Origin of the sequence: Marinobacter guineae (assembly GCF_002744735.1) — a bacterium.
GTDB classification, from domain to species: Bacteria; Pseudomonadota; Gammaproteobacteria; order Pseudomonadales; family Oleiphilaceae; genus Marinobacter; species Marinobacter guineae.
On sequence record NZ_KZ319339.1, the window covers coordinates 355,429 to 371,871 of the forward strand.

16 protein-coding genes and 1 other RNA gene are annotated in these 16,443 nt (G+C 57.1%); 6 read left to right on the forward strand and 11 right to left on the reverse strand.

Annotated features, from left to right (window positions below; genetic code table 11):
* Positions 1-10: 10 nt before the first annotated feature.
* The 11 genes from CLH62_RS01600 to CLH62_RS01650 all read right to left on the reverse strand — a co-directional run bounded on the left by CLH62_RS01600 (position 11) and on the right by CLH62_RS01650 (position 9,070).
* The gene (locus tag CLH62_RS01600; RefSeq protein WP_099616405.1) at positions 11-853 is read right to left on the reverse strand and encodes an AAA family ATPase; all 843 of its coding nucleotides are present in this window, start codon (positions 851-853) and stop codon (positions 11-13) included.
* An 18-nt stretch (positions 854-871) separates the two neighbouring features.
* Positions 872-2,875: a VWA domain-containing protein gene (locus CLH62_RS01605; protein ID WP_099616406.1), complete on the reverse strand. Its 2,004-nt coding sequence runs from the start codon at positions 2,873-2,875 to the stop codon at positions 872-874.
* Positions 2,876-2,897: 22 nt separating this feature from the next.
* Complete coding sequence (locus CLH62_RS01610) at positions 2,898-3,242, reverse strand: hypothetical protein (protein WP_099616407.1); 345 nt, start codon at positions 3,240-3,242, stop codon at positions 2,898-2,900.
* Positions 3,242-3,688, reverse strand: a complete 447-nt coding sequence (locus CLH62_RS01615; RefSeq protein ID WP_099616408.1) for a YcgN family cysteine cluster protein — start codon at positions 3,686-3,688, stop codon at positions 3,242-3,244. The genes CLH62_RS01610 and CLH62_RS01615 overlap by 1 nt, the downstream gene beginning before the upstream one ends.
* Positions 3,685-3,978: a YcgL domain-containing protein gene (locus CLH62_RS01620; protein WP_099616409.1), complete on the reverse strand. Its 294-nt coding sequence runs from the start codon at positions 3,976-3,978 to the stop codon at positions 3,685-3,687. The genes CLH62_RS01615 and CLH62_RS01620 overlap by 4 nt, the downstream gene beginning before the upstream one ends.
* Positions 3,975-5,132 (reverse strand): ribonuclease D, encoded by a 1,158-nt coding sequence (locus CLH62_RS01625; protein ID WP_099616410.1) that lies wholly within the window; start codon positions 5,130-5,132, stop codon positions 3,975-3,977. The genes CLH62_RS01620 and CLH62_RS01625 overlap by 4 nt, the downstream gene beginning before the upstream one ends.
* 18 nt (positions 5,133-5,150) lie before the next feature.
* Positions 5,151-5,753, reverse strand: coding sequence for a recombination mediator RecR (recR, locus tag CLH62_RS01630; protein ID WP_099616411.1), 603 nt, complete (start codon positions 5,751-5,753; stop codon positions 5,151-5,153).
* Between the two features lie 31 nt (positions 5,754-5,784).
* Entirely contained in the window at positions 5,785-6,108 is a 324-nt protein-coding gene (locus CLH62_RS01635; RefSeq protein ID WP_099616412.1) for a YbaB/EbfC family nucleoid-associated protein, read from the reverse strand.
* A 3-nt stretch (positions 6,109-6,111) separates the two neighbouring features.
* Entirely contained in the window at positions 6,112-7,947 is a 1,836-nt protein-coding gene (dnaX, locus tag CLH62_RS01640) for a DNA polymerase III subunit gamma/tau (protein WP_099616413.1), read from the reverse strand.
* Positions 7,948-8,098: 151 nt separating this feature from the next.
* An RNA gene (gene ffs, locus CLH62_RS01645) (signal recognition particle sRNA small type) lies at positions 8,099-8,195 on the reverse strand.
* A gap of 125 nt (positions 8,196-8,320) precedes the next feature.
* The gene (locus tag CLH62_RS01650) at positions 8,321-9,070 is read right to left on the reverse strand and encodes a 2OG-Fe(II) oxygenase (RefSeq protein ID WP_099616414.1); all 750 of its coding nucleotides are present in this window, start codon (positions 9,068-9,070) and stop codon (positions 8,321-8,323) included.
* 118 nt (positions 9,071-9,188) lie between these two features.
* Here CLH62_RS01650 and CLH62_RS01655 point away from each other — a divergent pair, with 118 nt between their 5' ends.
* The 6 genes from CLH62_RS01655 to prsR all read left to right on the forward strand — a co-directional run bounded on the left by CLH62_RS01655 (position 9,189) and on the right by prsR (position 16,426).
* A complete protein-coding gene (locus tag CLH62_RS01655; RefSeq protein WP_099616415.1) occupies positions 9,189-10,112 on the forward strand; it encodes a D-hexose-6-phosphate mutarotase in 924 nt (307 codons plus the stop codon).
* Entirely contained in the window at positions 10,109-10,924 is an 816-nt protein-coding gene (locus tag CLH62_RS01660; protein ID WP_099616416.1) for a lysophospholipid acyltransferase family protein, read from the forward strand. Before CLH62_RS01655 ends, CLH62_RS01660 begins: the two co-directional genes overlap by 4 nt.
* A complete protein-coding gene (locus CLH62_RS01665) occupies positions 10,924-11,877 on the forward strand; it encodes an SDR family oxidoreductase (protein ID WP_099616417.1) in 954 nt (317 codons plus the stop codon). Before CLH62_RS01660 ends, CLH62_RS01665 begins: the two co-directional genes overlap by 1 nt.
* A 187-nt stretch (positions 11,878-12,064) precedes the next feature.
* Positions 12,065-12,688: a DUF642 domain-containing protein gene (locus CLH62_RS01670; protein WP_099616418.1), complete on the forward strand. Its 624-nt coding sequence runs from the start codon at positions 12,065-12,067 to the stop codon at positions 12,686-12,688.
* Between the two features lie 126 nt (positions 12,689-12,814).
* Complete coding sequence (prsK, locus tag CLH62_RS01675; RefSeq protein ID WP_099616419.1) at positions 12,815-14,950, forward strand: XrtA/PEP-CTERM system histidine kinase PrsK; 2,136 nt, start codon at positions 12,815-12,817, stop codon at positions 14,948-14,950.
* 102 nt (positions 14,951-15,052) lie between these two features.
* The gene (gene prsR / locus CLH62_RS01680; RefSeq protein ID WP_099616420.1) at positions 15,053-16,426 is read left to right on the forward strand and encodes a PEP-CTERM-box response regulator transcription factor; all 1,374 of its coding nucleotides are present in this window, start codon (positions 15,053-15,055) and stop codon (positions 16,424-16,426) included.
* The last annotated feature ends 17 nt before the right edge of the window (positions 16,427-16,443 follow it).

Consider the following 16,443-nt stretch of genomic DNA (forward strand, 5'->3'; position numbering starts at 1 on the left):
TTGCCGGGTATCAGCTGCGGCGACGCGCCATGAATGCAAGCTTCTGCAACAGGTGCACGTCCTGTTCGTTCTTCACCAGAGCACCGTACAGAGGCGGTAACGCCGAGCTGGTATCTTTCTCCTGCAACATTTTTGACGACAGCTCATCGGCCATCAACAGCTTCAGCCAGTCAATCAGCTCCGAGGTGGAGGGCTTTTTCTTGAGCCCCGGCACCTTGCGCACATCGAAAAACACTTCCAGGGCATCACGAACGATTTCCTGCTGCAAGCCCGGGAAATGAACATCCACGATAGTCTGCATGGTGTCACGATCCGGGAAGCTGATGTAGTGGAAGAAGCAGCGGCGCAGAAACGCGTCGGGCAGTTCTTTTTCGTTGTTACTGGTGATGACGATGATCGGGCGTTGCTTTGCCTTAACGAGTTGCTGTGTCTCGTAGACAAAGAACTCCATGCGATCCAGTTCCAGCAGGAGGTCGTTGGGGAACTCAATGTCAGCCTTGTCGATTTCGTCAATCAGCAGAACAACCTGCTCGTCAGCTTCAAAGGCCTCCCAGAGTTTACCCTTGACGATGTAATTGCTGATGTCCTTGACCTTCTCGTCGCCGAGCTGGGAGTCCCGCAGACGTGATACCGCATCGTATTCGTAAAGCCCTTGCTGGGCCTTTGTGGTGGACTTGATGTGCCACGAAATCAGCTTCACACCAAGGCCTTCGGCCATCTCTTCGGCCAACAGGGTTTTCCCGGTGCCCGGCTCGCCCTTGATCAACAGCGGGCGCTGAAGTGTGATAGCGGCGTTGACGGCCATTTGCAGGTCATCGGTGGCAACGTATTTCTCGGTACCGGTAAACTTCATGAGTCTGGTTCCTGTTGGTTACTTTTTCTGATCTTTGTCGTCGGCTTTCTTTTTCGGATCGTTATCCGGCAACCCGGATTCGTCCTGGTCGAAATCCGGTAAGTCGTCGAACTCGGACAGGTCAAAATCCTCAAGCCCGAATTCTTCGCCGTCATCGTCTTCCGGGGCGTCGGCATCAGATGGATCGGCGACGTCTTCCAGTTCCGGAATGTTTTCTTCCTCGTCTTCTGCCTGCAGCGTCGCTTCGTGCTCATCAACCACTGCTTCCAGTTCCGACATATCATCGTCGGCCATTTCCTCTGTGACCTCCGGAATTTCCTCTGGTTCTGGTTCTGGTTCTGGCTCAGGTTCCGGTTCCGGCTCGGACTCGGGCTTCTCTTCCAGATCTTCCAGAGTCTCACGCTCAGCAGCAGCCTCCGCCTGGGCCTCCCGGCGCTTCTTGCGCTGACGAAGGGCGACCCATACAACGCCGGCAAACAGCGCAACCCCACCCGCGGCAGCCGCTATCATCCACATGGGCACTGGGAAGCTATCCTGCCTCTCTTCCAGCTCTGCTGACTCTGGTTCAGGCTGCTCGGGTTCAGGCTGCTCTGCCGCCGGCGCAGGAGGCTCCTCTACCTGGCTCACATCTATGGGTGGGGCAATCTCCGGCTCAGGCTGTTCAGCCACCGGTTTGGGCACTTCAGCCTCGGGTTGCGGCGCTACCAGTGGCTCGGCAACGGGCTCGGCGCCTTCCGGGACCGTAAACCCGACGGTCGCGCTGAACTTGCGGCTGAAGGTCTGGCCGTCGGCAACCACATCAATCCGGTACAGGCCGGCAGCCGGCAACCGGTTGACTGAATCCCGATAGGTTCCGTCTTCCGGGGGCTGTTCGGCTGACAAGACCTTTGTTCCACTACGACCGTCCTCGGAGGTGATGGTCAGCTCAACATCCAGAACTCCCAGAAAGTCCGGGTTGGTAATCTTTTCCTGTTCTTCAAAAAAGGCGATCCGGATATCGACCGGCCGTTCCGCAGAGAAGGTAGTTGGTAACGGATTGACCACCATTCGCAGATCGCTGACAACCGTCACCCGGCTGCCCTCACCCAGCTCTCCGTTTAGTCGCCACTCGCCTGCCACCGGCTCATCCACGGTAATCAGGTCATACCCGGCCTCCCGTGCCCACCGTATGTTGTCCGGCGAATCCGCCAGGTTAACCGCTTCGCCGTCGGGACGGACCAGCTCAAGTTCCCGCGTGGCCGAGGTTTCCGCATCGCCCCAGAAGATCAGCGCGGTAAATTCGCGAACGCCGTCGTCAACGGTAAAAGCGTTGCCCTCAATCGGAATCTGTTCCTGAGGAACTGCCGTGTTCAGGGCCTCCAGAAAGGCAAGATTCAGGGCATCCGCGGTTTCGGCAATCTGATAGCGACCGCCGGATTTCGCGGCCAGCGCCCTCAGGAAGTCCGTATCCGCGGCTTCAGAAAGCGCGACCGGATGAAAAGTTGCGCCCCTGGCGACCAGAGCGGGAACCATCTTTTCCAGAATGCGCTGCTCCTCTGCAGAATTTGCTGCAGAGTCGGCGGAAATATCCACCTTGCCATCGGTCAGCAGAATAAAGTGGGTGCTGCTCAGATCACCGTCGGTGTAGTAACTATCACTGGCGACTTCAATGGCCTTGCCCAGATTGGTTCTCAGGGCAACGGAATTTATCTGCTCCGAGCGTTCAATGGCCATTTCCCGCCATTGATCGGTCACCTCGCGGTGCGGAACCAGCATGTTCACGTACTGCCCGAAGGTCCAGACACCCGCCGTCGCGCCTTCTGGCAGGAGGCGCGCAAGCAGTCGTACAGCAGGCTGGCGTAGGTTCTGGGGATCGGTGTCCTTCATGGAACCGGAGATATCGACAATAATCCGCACATCCGACTGCCCGGGGAGCTGAACATCATCAGCCTCCTGCGCAGCTAACGGCAGAGGAAGGCTGAGTGCGATGACCAATGCAAACAGGCTCAGCAATCTGTGTTTAAGGGCTATCAAGGCTTTCATCCGTTCTTATTATTGATTGGCGTTACCGACGAACCAGGCGATAACGAACCAGATCCAGCACCCAGACCAGCAGCATCACCAGACCCGCAAGGCCAAGGTTGAACAGCGCCCGGCCCGCGGCATCTGCCTCTCCCAGGATCATTTCATAGCCGCCAAACAGCCAGGCCGGAATCCACCAGCCGGCAACCTCCGGGGACTCAACCGGGGTCAGCAGCAGGGCAACCAGCGCGGCGAGTATCAGTGTTCTCAACCCGTACAGGGGCAGGAAGCGAATCAGGCTCTTCATCATGTAAAAGAACACGACGAAGGCAATGGCGTAGGCGGCCCAGAAAATCCCGTAGGCCATTTGTGCATCAGTATCGATCATTACAGAATCCAGTGAATGATGTGTTCTTCCCAGTCCTCTTCCGGCACCCGGGCCTCTGAAACAACCCGGTGGCGGATGGACACGCCCGCCTCGTGCACCGAATCGGGGTCACCGCTTCGCAGCGGATGCCAGGCCGCCAGCGGCCGGCTTTCGGCCAGGGTTCGGTAGGCACAGGTATAAGGTAGCCAATGGTAGTCGGTGATGGTGCCCGGTGTCAGCACTGTGCAACCCGGGACCTTTTTCAGCCGCTCATCATAGACGGTGCAGCGGCAAGTCTCTTCATCCATGTAACGGCACACCAGGTCGGTGTGGTAGACCTCGCCGGTGTCTTCATCTTCGAGCTTGTTCAGGCAGCATTTGCCGCAGCCGTCACACAGGGATTCCCATTCCTCAGGTGTCATTTCGTCCAGGCGCTTGCGCTGCCAGAACGGCACCTGGGCAATCATGGGTTACGCTGCTCCGGCTTCGTCCGGAAGTCCACCACGTAGCCGTCTCTCTCCTCGGACATCTGCAGGAAAAAATCCTTCTCCCCGATGGCTTCGAGCACCTGCTTGCCGGTGGTTCTTGCCAGTTTGCGCTCCGGCGTCATAACCAGATCCATGGAATGAACCGGCTGACCGAAAATGCCACGCAGGCTCTCCGGCAGCTCCTCCCATTCCTGGCCTCTGCGGACAAAAATATAGGTATCGCTCTTTTTGCTGCTTCGAAATACAGAGACAAATTCCCGTTCTTTCATGACTTCAGTAATTCCTCGATATCAGCGCGAACCGGCGCGAGAATCTGCGCCCGCCAGCCCTGAAAAAATTCATGTTGTCCCAGATCACGGTGCTGTACCACTTTCTCAAGCCGCTTCCTGGGCGCAAGCAATTCCATTGGTATATCAGCATCTTCCGCAGCTTTCCTAAACAAACGCTTTAAGTGTTTGAAGAACCCCTGCTGATCCCTCGACAACGGCGGCGCGATGCGTTCCAGCCCGGAATTATCCGCTGTTGCCCCTTTGCTAACAAGTTCGATGACCGTGTCGCCATAACGCCGGACCGCACCGGAAGGCACGCCCTGAATATTGGAAAGTTCTCTCTGGGAGCCCGGCATGTTCTCGGCGATGGCGATCAAAAGGGCATCCGACAAGACCCGGTTTCGCGGCCGGTCCTGTTTCTGGCATTCAAGCTCCCGCCAGCGAACCAGTTCCCGGAGCACGCCCTGTTGCTGTGGCGTGAGAGACCAGCCACCCCGGAGCTTCAGGTAATGGTTGTCCGGATCCTCCTGCCCTGCCAGTTCGTCAGCGAATCGTGTGGACTCCTCCGCCAGCGCCGCCTCAAGGCCCCTCTTCCGTAGCAATCCCGTTACCCACTCGTACATGGGTTCCAGAAAGCGGATATCCTCAATGGCATAGCGCTGCTGCGCCTCACTCAGTGGTCGGGCGAGCCAATCGGACCGGGTCACGGATTTGTCGAGAGTTTCGCCAAACAGAGTTTCCACCAACCGGGCGTAGCCCAGGGAGAATCCAGCGCCAGCCATGGCCGCACCAATTTGCAGATCAATCACACCTGCAGGCTCAAGGTTCAGCCACTGGCGGAACAGCTCCAGATCTTCACTCATGGCATACAGAAGCTTGGGCGTTGCCGGATCGGCTAACATCTCACGGAAACGGCGGGACTGCTCGGCAACGGCAGGATCCACCAGGCAGAATTCGCCGTCCAGTCCGAGCTGGACCAAACCCGGAATCGGGTAGAAGGTGTTTACCCGTTCAAACTCGGTATCCAGTGCCAGGGGTTTGCCGGGCGCGCGATCAAGCCAGCGATTCAGTGCCTCCGGCTCCCGGATCCAGTGAATGCTGGCAGGTGCCGGAGGAACGTCAACAGCCGCAGCGGCCTGGGCAGAAATATCCATAGAAATGCCTGGTCAGATTTATTCGGAGAGAGGTTTGCGGCCTCGAAAAGCGTGGGTCAGAGTAAAGCCGTCCACATAGCCCAACTCGCCGCCCACTGGAATGCCGTGAGCCAGCCGGGTAATCAGAATCCCGCGGCCATCGAGTCGGTCCGCAATGTAGTGGGCGGTGGCTTCACCTTCCACCGTGGGATTGGTCGCCAGAATCAGTTCGGTAACGCCTTCGTCCCGAACCCGTTTCAACAGACGTTCGATGCCGATTTCCTCGGGGCCGACGCCATCAATGGGCGACAGATGCCCCATCAACACGAAATAGCCACCGCGGTAATCACCAGCCTGCTCGATAGCCAGCAAATCCGATGGGCTTTCAACCACACACAGTGTGCCGGTGCGCCGCTGCGGATTGTCGCAGATGCCACAGATCTCGGTATCGGCAAAGTTCTGGCAACTTTCACAGCGCCGCACACCACTCATGGCCTGGTTCAGCGCTTCCGAGAGCCGGGTGCCGCCGGAGCGACCCCGTTCAAGCAGGTGAAAGGCCATGCGCTGGGCGGTCTTTTGACCGACGCCGGGCAGGCAACGAAGGGATTCGACGAGCTCGTCAACCAAAGGGCTGAACGCCATGAAATGTCCTCAGACTACGGCAGGATGGAATTCAGAACGGCATCTTGAAACCGGGAGGCAGGCCCATGCCCGACATCATACCGGACATTTTATCCTTCTGATTGGCCTCGACCCGGCGAACGGCGTCATTCACCGCGGCCGCCAGAAGATCCTCCAGGATCTCTTTTTCCTCAGACATCAGCGACGGGTCAATCTCCACTTTGCGAACATCGTGTCGACCGTTCATGGTGACTTTCACGAGCCCGGCACCGGCTTCACCGGTGACTTCCGCCTTCGCGATTTCTTCCTGGGCTTTCTGCATCTCTTCCTGCATTTTCTGGGCTTTTTTCATCATGTCGCCCATATTGTTCATCATGCCTTATCTCCTGCTTGTCTCAATCGGCCGAATACTCTCTTCGACTACCCGCGCCTCAAATCGTTCAACAATAGACTGTACGACCGGGTCCTTCCGAATGGATGCTTCCGCCGCTTCCTGCCGGGCCTTGCGCTGACGCTCTTCGTAAGCTGCAGGTGTGTTCGGTCCCGGGTGGCCCTGTTCTATACGTAATTGGATGGAGTCACCGAACCGGTTTCTCAAGCCCGCGACAATTCTTTCCTCGTGACGGCTGTTCAGCAACCGGGCGTGGCCCTCGTCAATCGTCAGAGTAATCGTTTCACCCTTCTGGCTCATCGCGCCGTGGCTGGCGAGGTTTCCCGGCATGCCAACGATACCGAGGCTACGGAAATCACGGTGCCAGAGAAACTCACCGTCCGGTTCGGCGGGAACTTCCGGTTCTGGCTGATGCTCTGGTTCGGGTTCTGGCTGTGAGACCGGCTCCGGCGTCGTTTCAGCGGCCTGCTCTTGCGCAACGGCAGGCTCCGGACGGGATGAATACGGATCGTCGTATTCCTCTGCTGTTTGCGCCTGCGCATCCAGACTGGCCAGCCACGAAGAATCCTCCTCCGGTAACGGTGGGGAATCCGTTTCCGGTGCCGACTCCGGTTTCTGCGGTTCCGGCTCGGGCTGCTCGACTTTCACCTCGGGAACGGGCGCCGGGTCGGGCTCATCCCGTGGCTCAGGTGCGGCACTTTGGCCGCCGGAACTGATGGCAGGCGGCTCCCGGCGGTCAGCACCCGGCCTGAACGCCAGCATCCTGAGCAGGGTCATTTCGAAACCCATCCGGGCATCCGGCGTAATGGCCAGGTCCTTACGGCCAATCAGGGCAGACTGGTAGAACAGCTGGGCATCTTCGGCACTGAGTTTGCGGGCCAGGGACTGCACCTGTTCGGCATCGCCAAGGGAGTTATCCGCACTTCCTGGAACCACCTGCTCCATGGTAACCCGGTGAAAAAGGGACAGAAGATCGGCCAGTATCACACTGTAATCCGGTGCAAAATCCGAAATCCGGCTGATTTCCGCCAGCAAGGCCGGGCCATCCCCTTCAACCAGCGTATTCACGATACGTTCAATATCGCGTTGATCAATGGTGCCGAGCATATTGCTGACATCACTGGCCGCCAGCTTCTGGTTACCAAAAGCAATGGCTTGGTCGGTCAGGCTCAGGGCATCCCGCATGCTGCCGTCCGCGGCCCGGGCCAGAAGCCAGAGCGCCGGCTCCTCAAACGGAATCTCCTCCGCGCCGAGTACGTGCCTCAGGTGGCCGGCAATGTGTTCCGGCGTCATCCGCTTGAGGTTGAACTGCAGGCATCGGGAAAGCACCGTCACCGGCAGTTTCTGGGGGTCTGTCGTGGCCAGCAGGAACTTGACGTGTTCCGGCGGCTCCTCGAGGGTTTTCAGAAAAGCATTGAAGGACTGATTGGTCAGCATGTGCACCTCATCAATGAGGTACACCTTGTAGCGGCCGCGGCTAGGCGAATACTGGACGTTGTCGGTCAGTTCCCGCATGTCGTCCACGCCGGTGCGGGAGGCAGCATCAATTTCGATCAGGTCGACAAACCGGCCTTCCTGAATCTCCTTGCAGCTGGAGCATTCACCACAGGGATTGGGAGTAACGCCGGTTTCACAGTTGAGACAGCGGGCCAAAAGACGGCCGATGGTTGTCTTACCCACTCCCCGGGTGCCGGTGAACAGGTAAGCGTGATGCAAACGCTGGCTTTCCAGGGCGTGAATTAACGCCTGGAGCACGTGTTCCTGGCCCACCATGTCCTCAAAGGTGCGTGGGCGCCATTTACGGGCAAGTACCTGGTAGCTCATGTTCCGCCAACTGCAGTTAAAAACGGCTCTAACCTTAGCATGGACACAGGTCTATAAGAAGCAAAGTTCATCCCGGAAACGGACCGAAAAAGGTGCTGGTATGAGAGGAAAATCAGGGTAATAGCAATGCAGGAGAGAAAACTGGGGGTGACTCCATCAGCGACACCCCGGCACACAATTCCACCGCTTCGGCTGCTCCCTTCCGGGCCTGACCGGGTTCACGGTTTCATGTTGCGGAGGCACCAATGGAGCCACCATAACGGCGTTTCAGGACATTTCCCTGAAAGCGGCGCGCATATTAGCAAAAGGGTTTGCGGACTACAATGGGAAATCCCCGCCCGCTCAAGATACCGGCTTTATACAGGGGTAAAGGCTACAGGGGCAATGGCACTTCATCCTGACGGAACCAGCACGCCAGACTGTAACGGGTTCGATTAGCCGGAAGCACCCCATGAGGGATTTCCTCACTCATGAATAAAGCCATACGCCCGGCCTCGGGCAACACGGTGCCGTATGCCTTGTGTTCAATATCCCGACTGAACACCTGAAGGGCGCCGCCGTCGGACTCCTGCCAGTCTTCATTGAGGTAAAGCACCAGGCTGACCACGCGGGACGCGCGGCCCTGGAAACTGTCCAGGTGCTTTTTATAGAAATCACCGGGATGATACGTGGCGTAGTGCGTTTCAAAGCGTTTCAGGCCAAGGAACAGACGCTGATTCAATCCCTGGCGGATAGCATCAAAGAATTCAAACAGGGCGGCCTGCGGCGCGGTGATCCCCTGCAGCCAGGCAATCTTGTCACGGCGAACAGACCGGTCACGCATCAGGTCGCTGCCCCGGCCGATACCGGCCTTTTTCATGGCATCCGTGCGGTCCAGGATTTGAACTTCCTTCTGCAAAGCCGCCAGCAGTTCGCTACCCAGCCGGGCACGCACATCCAGTGTCATCCAGCCCTGCTCGCTCAACCCTAGTGCCAGCTCATCCAGCCAGGCATCAGAAACCGCGTCCAGCCGATCATGCACCAGGTCCACTGGCTGAACATCACTACCAGCAACAGCGCCTCGCACAGCATTGACCGGCGTGATCAGCGGATCATGAATGGGGATGACTACCGGCGTTTCCATCGGCGGGCCTCGGGCAGAATTTGAACGTATTTTAGGCGCATTTCTCGCCGGAGCGGCAGTTTTAATTTACTCTCTGAGTAGGCAAATACACTTAACCGGGTTTGATCAGTAACTCACCATGTCAGAAAGCAGTAACAGGCCACCGATATCACTTTCTCCGGGCCAATGGTCCTTCACACGCTGGAAAACCATCGGGCAGCTGGAAGCCCTTGAGGTACACCACCCTCTGTTTCAGGCCACCATTGTGCTGCAGGGCGCCCACCTGGCCCGTTTTGCGCCCCAGGACGAAGCGGACTGGCTGTGGATGAGCCCCACCGCCCGATATGAACCCGGCCGTGCCATCCGGGGGGGCGTTCCTGTGTGCTGGCCCTGGTTTGGCGATCCTGGCAAGAACCCGCCAGAGGTCCGGAAACGCATTCATACCGAAACCGCCCACGGATTTGCCCGCACAGCACTGTGGAAACTGGAGGATGTCCGCGAGAGTGCCCATGAGGTGGAAATCAGCCTGTCCCTGGACGCCAATGAAGATTTCAGCGATGTCTGGGCCGGTCACGCCCTGGCGCTGCTGACCTTCAGCTTCTCAGTTCGCGGTTGCCAACTGGCACTGACCACCACAAACCTCGGCAATGATCCCCTCGCCTTCAGCCAGGCCCTGCACACCTACTTCCCCACCAGCGACATCAGCCGTACACGGGTTCTGGGGCTTGGTGGCAGCCATTACATCGATACCCTGGATAACTGGGAATATCGCACCCAGGAGGGCCCTGTCTATTTCGAAGGCGAAACCGACCGGATTTATGAGAGCGGTGAACCACTGACCATTGTGACACCCAAAACCTCTCGCAAGCTCTCGGCGGTTGGCAGTGATTCCACCGTGGTCTGGAATCCCGGCCCGGAAAAGGCAGCGCGACTGTCGGATTTCCCGGACACGGCCTGGCAGTCAATGCTCTGCGTCGAAACCGCCAATGCCGCCGGCGATTATCGGGTGCTTAATAAAGGACAAAGCCACACTTTGGGTGTTTCAATCGGAAGGAAAGCATGAGCCTGGCATCGTTTCTGAAATCCAGACTGGTTCCAGCGGAACTGGACGAACATATCAACCGGATCCGCAAACCCATCGGAACCCTCGGGTACGACCCCTGGGGGTATAACAACGAAGCCATGAAGTATGGCCTCTCGATCACCAGACAGATCTATGAGAAGTACTTCCGTGTAGAGGCCCACGGGGTCGAGAATGTGCCCGCCGAAGGCCCGGTACTGATCATTGGCAATCACAGCGGCCAGCTGCCCATTGACGGACTGCTGGTCGGCTACGCCCTCGCGACCCGCAAGGAAAATGCCCGCATTCCCCGGGCCATGATCGAACGTTTCTTCCCCACCGTGCCCTGGCTCGGCAATCTGCTCAATGAAGTGGGAGCGGTGCTGGGCGATCCGGTCAACTGCGCCAAAATGCTCGCCAACGATGAAGCCGTGATCGTCTTCCCTGAGGGCGTGCGCGGCTCCGGCAAGCTCTACCAGGACCGCTACCAGCTCAAGCGCTTCGGCAACGGCTTCATGCACCTGGCCATGAAATACAAGGCGCCTATCGTGCCCGTCGGCGTGGTGGGCTGTGAGGAAACCATCCCGGCCATCGCCAACATCAAGCCTCTGGCCAAAGCACTCGGCATCCCTTACGCACCCATCGCCCTGCCCGTGGTGCTTCCGGCAAAGGTGCACCTGAACTTCGGGGCGCCCATGTATTTTGACGATCTGGAAATTCCCGAGGAACAGGTCACCGAACGGGTGGAGACGGTCAAAGCCGAAATCAGCCGGTTGATCGACAAGGGACTGAGCGAAAGGAAAAGGCTTTTCTGATGACCGAACAAGAACAACGCAGACCACACATCCTGATAACCGGCGCCGCCGGCGCCCTCGCCCAACAGGTGATCAAACAGCTCCGGGACACCTGCGATCTGGTGGCCGTGGATTTCCGGGAACAGGTCTACCTGGGTGACGATATCCCAAGCTACTGCATCGATTTCAACAAGCGCGTATTTGAAGACCTGTTCCGGCGCTACCGGTTTGACGGCGTGATCCACATGGGTCGCATCATGTCCAGCCAGCTCACCCGCATGCGCCGCTACAATGCGAATGTACTGGGCACCCAGAAACTGCTGGACCTCAGCCACAAGTACGGCATCCAACGCGTGGTGGTGCTCTCCACCTTTCACGTCTACGGTGCGGTGGCCTACAACCCCGCTCTCATTGATGAAGCAGCTCCGCTGAAAAGCGCCGGCCTGAGCGCCGACCTAGTGGATTCCGTGGAACTGGAGAACCTGGCCAACATTTACCTTTGGCGTTACCCGGAACTCAACATCACCATTCTGCGCCCCTGCAACATCGTTGGTCCCGGTGTGCGCAATACCATCAGCACCCTTCTGGCAAGCTCACGGGCGCCGGTATTGGCGGGCTTCTCGCCGATGATGCAGTTCATCCATATTGATGACATGGCAGACGCCATCGTCCTGGCGTATAAAAAACCGACACGGGGGGTATACAACGTGGCGCCTCAGGACTGGGTGGCCTACCAGCACGCGCTCAAGCTTTGCGGCTGCACGCGCATTCCCGTGCCCTCGATTCCGCCTGTTCTGCCGAAATTCATCCTGGGCACACTCAAGCTACGCAGCTTTCCGTCGTATTTGATGGCTTTCTTCAAATACCCGGTGGTGATTGATGGTCGGGCCTTTGCCCGGGAGTTCGGGTTCACGCCCAAACGGCCGCTGAAGGAGATTTTCCGATTTTATCGGGAGAACAAACGGCCGGTTTGATCTCTGGTGTTCAATTTTTAATACAGCACACAGGGAGGTGTGTCATATTTCTTTACACTTACATAATCCCGGCATGTCCCCGCTTCACCGATCCTCCACCTAAACAGTAGGTTAGAAAATCTGGAACATTCCGTGCTTACACCCTTCCCTGCGCTTATGTGTTAAACCACGAAGGAAGGGAAAGATCATGTCCAAATTAAGAAGTATTGGGACCGTAGTTGGTCTGGCCGCTTTGCTGGCCTCACCTGTCGCATCAGCCAACCTGCTGATCAACGGTGGCTTTGAACAATCGCCGGAGCTCACTCAGGCAGGCGGCGGCTGGGGCTTTTTCGACCCGAGCCAGGTAAATGGTTGGGATAGCGAAGACAACAACATTGAGATCTGGAATACAGGCTTTAACGGAGTGACTGCTTTTGAAGGAAAACAGTTCGCTGAGCTTAACGCTCATCCGGAGACAGGCAAGGCATTCACTCTGTTCCAGGACATCGTTACCACCATCGGTAAGAGTTACGAACTGACCTTCGCATACCGGGCAAGGTCCGGTCAGGAATCATTCGACGTCAATGCCGGAAACCTGAATGTAAACGTATCCAACACCAACACGAACAGCTGGAGCATCTACTCAGCCATGTTCACCGCATCGAGTGAGCAAACCAGGCTGATGTTCACATCCGTTGACCCGGATACTGAAACCCTCGGCAACTTCCTCGACAAGGTTTCTATTATCGCCAAAGTGCCCGAGCCGGGCACCCTTGCACTTCTCGGCCTCGGATTGGCCGGCCTGGGAGTTTCTCGCAGGCGCCGGAGCTGATCTCAGCCAATAGCAATGGATAGCCAGCGCTTGAAAACCGCTGGCTTTTTTCGCAAATGAGTTAACCTGACTTTCAAACAAAGCTATTCTTCCCAAAGGCATTTCATCTATTTGGGGCAATGAAGCATGTTCAGTAACATGGACGTACTCAGCTACTCGCTGGCGGCGATTACGTTCGGGCTACTGGGAATATTGGTAGCCGCGCGCTACTTGCGCCGTGGAGTGGACCGGGCACTTGCTCTCGCTGCGGCCGTTTCGGCCTTATGGGCGCTTGCTATCGTCAGCCAGAGTCTCTGGGGGCATCCGGGATTTAATATCCGCTACCTGACTGAACTGGTTCGGGACGCCGCCTGGATTTACCTGATAATAGCCCTGCTAAAAGACGGCTTGCGGGAAAACAGGCTCACCAGCAAAGTTAAAAAAATCCTCGGCGCCAGCGCTGTCGTTCTGCTTGTCCTGTTAATCAGCACCAGCGTGATCGAGCATTTCGGAAGCGTCGAAATCTCCACCGGCAAAGTCAAACTGCTTGGCCAGATCGGTCTTTCCCTCCTTGGCCTTTCCCTGGTGGAGCAGATCTGGAGAAACTCCCCCAGCTTTGGCCGCTCCAGCATCAAATATATCTGCATTGGCGTTGCCACCATCCTGGGCTTTGATTTCTTCATGTATGCCGATGCCCTGCTGTTCGGGCAGGTTGCGGACTCCTTCTGGAACGCCCGAGGGTTCGTCAACGCTCTGCTTACCCCCCTGTTCGCGGTCAACGTCATCAACACACGTAAGCAACCGGTTGATTTCCAGCTGTCCCGTTCAGCGGTATTTCACGCAGGAACCCTGGTATTCGCTGGCGGTTATCTGCTGTTCCTGGCACTGGGGGGCTATTATGTTCAGATACTCGGCGGTGAATGGGGGGATGCACTCCAGGTCCTGTTTTTCACGATCTCACTGGTCTTCCTGACAACACTCATGCTTTCGCGGCGAATCCGCGCCAAACTCATGGTGCAGATCAGCCAGAACTTTTTCGACTACAAATACGATTACCGGGAAGAGTGGCTGAAAATGACCCGGGAACTGGCCGATCTCAGTGACGATCCGCCACTGCCTGAACGTGTCATCCGTATTCTGGCGGGCCTGGTCGAAAGCAATGGCGGTGCAATCTGGCTGAAAGGAGAAAGTGACGGTTATGTTCTTAAAGCTGCCATCAATCTGTCCACACCCAAACACACCCTGATTGACAGCGATGCTGAGCTGGTCAGTTTTTTCTCAAACCGTGAATGGATTGTCGATTTGCATGAGTATCAATCGGACCCGGTCAGCTACAACCTCCTGGAAATACCAGACGCCATCGCAAAAACCCCAGACGGATGGCTGATTATTCCACTGTACCTGGGCAACGATCTTTACGGGATGGCACTGGTCGGCAACCCTTATGCCCGTGTTGTTCTGAACTGGGAGAACTTCGACCTTATCAAGGTCGTTGCCCGCCAGACCTGTAATCTGCTCGCCCAGGCCGATGCCCAAAACCGGCTCGCCAGAGCGATGCAGTTTGAGGCGGTGAGCAAGGCCTCGGCCTTCATGGTTCACGACCTGAAAACAGTGATAGCCCAGTTGTCGTTGCTGGTAAAAAATGCGCCGAGGCACCGGAATAACCCCGCCTTTATTGACGACATGATCAACACCACCGACCATGCCGTGCGAAAGATGTCGAACCTTGTGGACCACATTCGCAGACCCGCCACCGATGATGAGGACCCGTTAAAGCCGGTGAATCTTACCAACCTGGTGACAGAGCTCATCGAACACCATCAACATCAGGCACCTGCCCCGCACCTGGAAGGAGAAACCCCAGATGCCATTATCAAAGCCGACGTCGATCAGCTGCGCAGTGTTCTCGGCCACCTGATCCAGAACGCCCAGGACGCCACCCCGCAGCATGGCGAAATCACCATCGCTCTGAAAATCGCAAAAGGCAACGCGGTCCTGTTCATTCAGGATTCCGGAGCAGGCATGACCAGAGAATTTATTTCCACTCAGTTGTTCAAGCCGTTCGAGAGCACCAAGGGACTTACCGGGATGGGCATCGGCGCGTATCAGGCCCGCGAATATATCCGGAAAATCGGCGGTAACATTGATGTCACCAGTGAACCGGGTATCGGATCCTGTTTTTCCATCCGAATCCCGCTTGCGGACGAAAAGCTCACGACACAGAGTGTTAAGGCAGTGCGACCAGCTTCCGCCTCTCAAAACCCGATAAAGAGCGCCAATTAATTGTCATTATTGGGAGGAACCGAAAACCAGCGTTGCAAAGTGTCAATGTTCGGTTGAGAATCAGTGGTGTGGAATTTTCTTTAAAAAGGACTTGTTGTAGTTGTGACCAGACGACTCTTGATTGTAGAAGATGATCCCGGCCTCCAGAGCCAGATGCGCTGGTGTTTCAGCGAAGACCTGGAAGTATCCCTGGCATCAGACCGGGAATCAGCACTCACCTGCCTACGGCGGGACGAGCCGGAGGTAGTAACCCTTGATCTCGGCCTTCCACCGGACGCCGGCGGTGCCACAGAAGGCTTCAGACTGCTTGAAGACATCCTCCAGCTGGCCCCGATGACCAAGGTGATCGTAGTTACCGGTCGTGAAGACAAAGAAAACGCCGTGAAAGCCATCGGCATGGGCGCCAGCGATTTCTATCAGAAACCGCTGGATGCCGACATTCTTACCTTTGTGGTCAACCGTGCGTTCAGGCTGGCGGAACTGGAACGGGACAACCGCGAGCTCGCACGGGACCACAACGGCACTAGCATCAAGGGCATTGTTGCAGCCAGCCCGCAGATGCTCTCCGTCTGCCGTACCCTTGAGAAAGTCGCCCCCACCGATGTCACCACGCTGATCACTGGGGAAACCGGAACAGGCAAGGAACTGCTGGCGCGAGCCCTTCATGATAGGAGCCATCGTGCGGACAAGCCATTTGCGGCCATCAACTGTGCTGCCATTCCCGAAAACCTCCTCGAGAGTGAACTGTTCGGGTTCGAGAAAGGCTCGTTTACCGGTGCCACCCAAAGCAAAAAAGGCAAGATAGAAAGTGCCAACGGTGGCACCCTGTTTCTGGACGAGATCGGTGACATGCCCATGGCCTTGCAAGCCAAGCTGCTGCGGTTCCTGCAGGAACGGGTAATTGACCGGGTTGGCTCGGTAAAACCGATATCGGTGGACGTGCGCGTGGTGTGTGCCACCCACCGGAACGTTCAGGAGCTCATTAGCGAGGGCACCTTCCGCGAGGACCTTTACTACCGCATCAGCGAAATCACTCTGGATGTGCCAGCCCTTCGGGACCGTGAGGGAGATGCCCTGGTGATCGCGCAATCCTTGTTGCAGTCCCTGGGCAAACAAATGGACCGCCCCAACCTGGCCTTTACGGAAGACGCCATCAAGGCCATCAAGAGCTATCCCTGGCCCGGCAACGTGCGCGAAATGATCAACAAGGTGAAACGAGCCACCATCATGGCGGATGGTAAACGGGTGACCGCCGCCGACCTGCAGCTCAACTGCGACGAGGGAGGCCCGGAGAGCCAGCTCAACCTGCGGCAAGTGCGTGAAAACGCCGAGCGGGCAGCAATTTTACAGGCACTTCAGTCCTGCAATTTCAATATGGCGCAGGCCTCGCGCCTGCTGGGCGTTACCCGGCCAACACTTTACAACCTGACCGACAAGTACCGGATAAGAACGTCATCTGAAGCGCCAAGTGCCTGAGTAGCAGGCAGGGATCC

What these genes read in the sequence shown, in the direction of transcription:
- CLH62_RS01600 (WP_099616405.1), bottom strand. Translation starts at nt 853, where the DNA reads ATGAAGTTTACCGGTACCGAGAAATACGTTGCCACCGATGACCTGCAA.
- CLH62_RS01605 (WP_099616406.1), bottom strand. Translation starts at nt 2,875, where the DNA reads ATGAAAGCCTTGATAGCCCTTAAACACAGATTGCTGAGCCTGTTTGCA.
- CLH62_RS01610 (WP_099616407.1), bottom strand. Translation starts at nt 3,242, where the DNA reads ATGATCGATACTGATGCACAAATGGCCTACGGGATTTTCTGGGCCGCC.
- CLH62_RS01615 (WP_099616408.1), bottom strand. Translation starts at nt 3,688, where the DNA reads ATGATTGCCCAGGTGCCGTTCTGGCAGCGCAAGCGCCTGGACGAAATG.
- CLH62_RS01620 (WP_099616409.1), bottom strand. Translation starts at nt 3,978, where the DNA reads ATGAAAGAACGGGAATTTGTCTCTGTATTTCGAAGCAGCAAAAAGAGC.
- CLH62_RS01625 (WP_099616410.1), bottom strand. Translation starts at nt 5,132, where the DNA reads ATGGATATTTCTGCCCAGGCCGCTGCGGCTGTTGACGTTCCTCCGGCA.
- recR (WP_099616411.1), bottom strand. Translation starts at nt 5,753, where the DNA reads ATGGCGTTCAGCCCTTTGGTTGACGAGCTCGTCGAATCCCTTCGTTGC.
- CLH62_RS01635 (WP_099616412.1), bottom strand. Translation starts at nt 6,108, where the DNA reads ATGATGAACAATATGGGCGACATGATGAAAAAAGCCCAGAAAATGCAG.
- dnaX (WP_099616413.1), bottom strand. Translation starts at nt 7,947, where the DNA reads ATGAGCTACCAGGTACTTGCCCGTAAATGGCGCCCACGCACCTTTGAG.
- CLH62_RS01650 (WP_099616414.1), bottom strand. Translation starts at nt 9,070, where the DNA reads ATGGAAACGCCGGTAGTCATCCCCATTCATGATCCGCTGATCACGCCG.
- CLH62_RS01655 (WP_099616415.1), top strand. Translation starts at nt 9,189, where the DNA reads ATGTCAGAAAGCAGTAACAGGCCACCGATATCACTTTCTCCGGGCCAA.
- CLH62_RS01660 (WP_099616416.1), top strand. Translation starts at nt 10,109, where the DNA reads ATGAGCCTGGCATCGTTTCTGAAATCCAGACTGGTTCCAGCGGAACTG.
- CLH62_RS01665 (WP_099616417.1), top strand. Translation starts at nt 10,924, where the DNA reads ATGACCGAACAAGAACAACGCAGACCACACATCCTGATAACCGGCGCC.
- CLH62_RS01670 (WP_099616418.1), top strand. Translation starts at nt 12,065, where the DNA reads ATGTCCAAATTAAGAAGTATTGGGACCGTAGTTGGTCTGGCCGCTTTG.
- prsK (WP_099616419.1), top strand. Translation starts at nt 12,815, where the DNA reads ATGTTCAGTAACATGGACGTACTCAGCTACTCGCTGGCGGCGATTACG.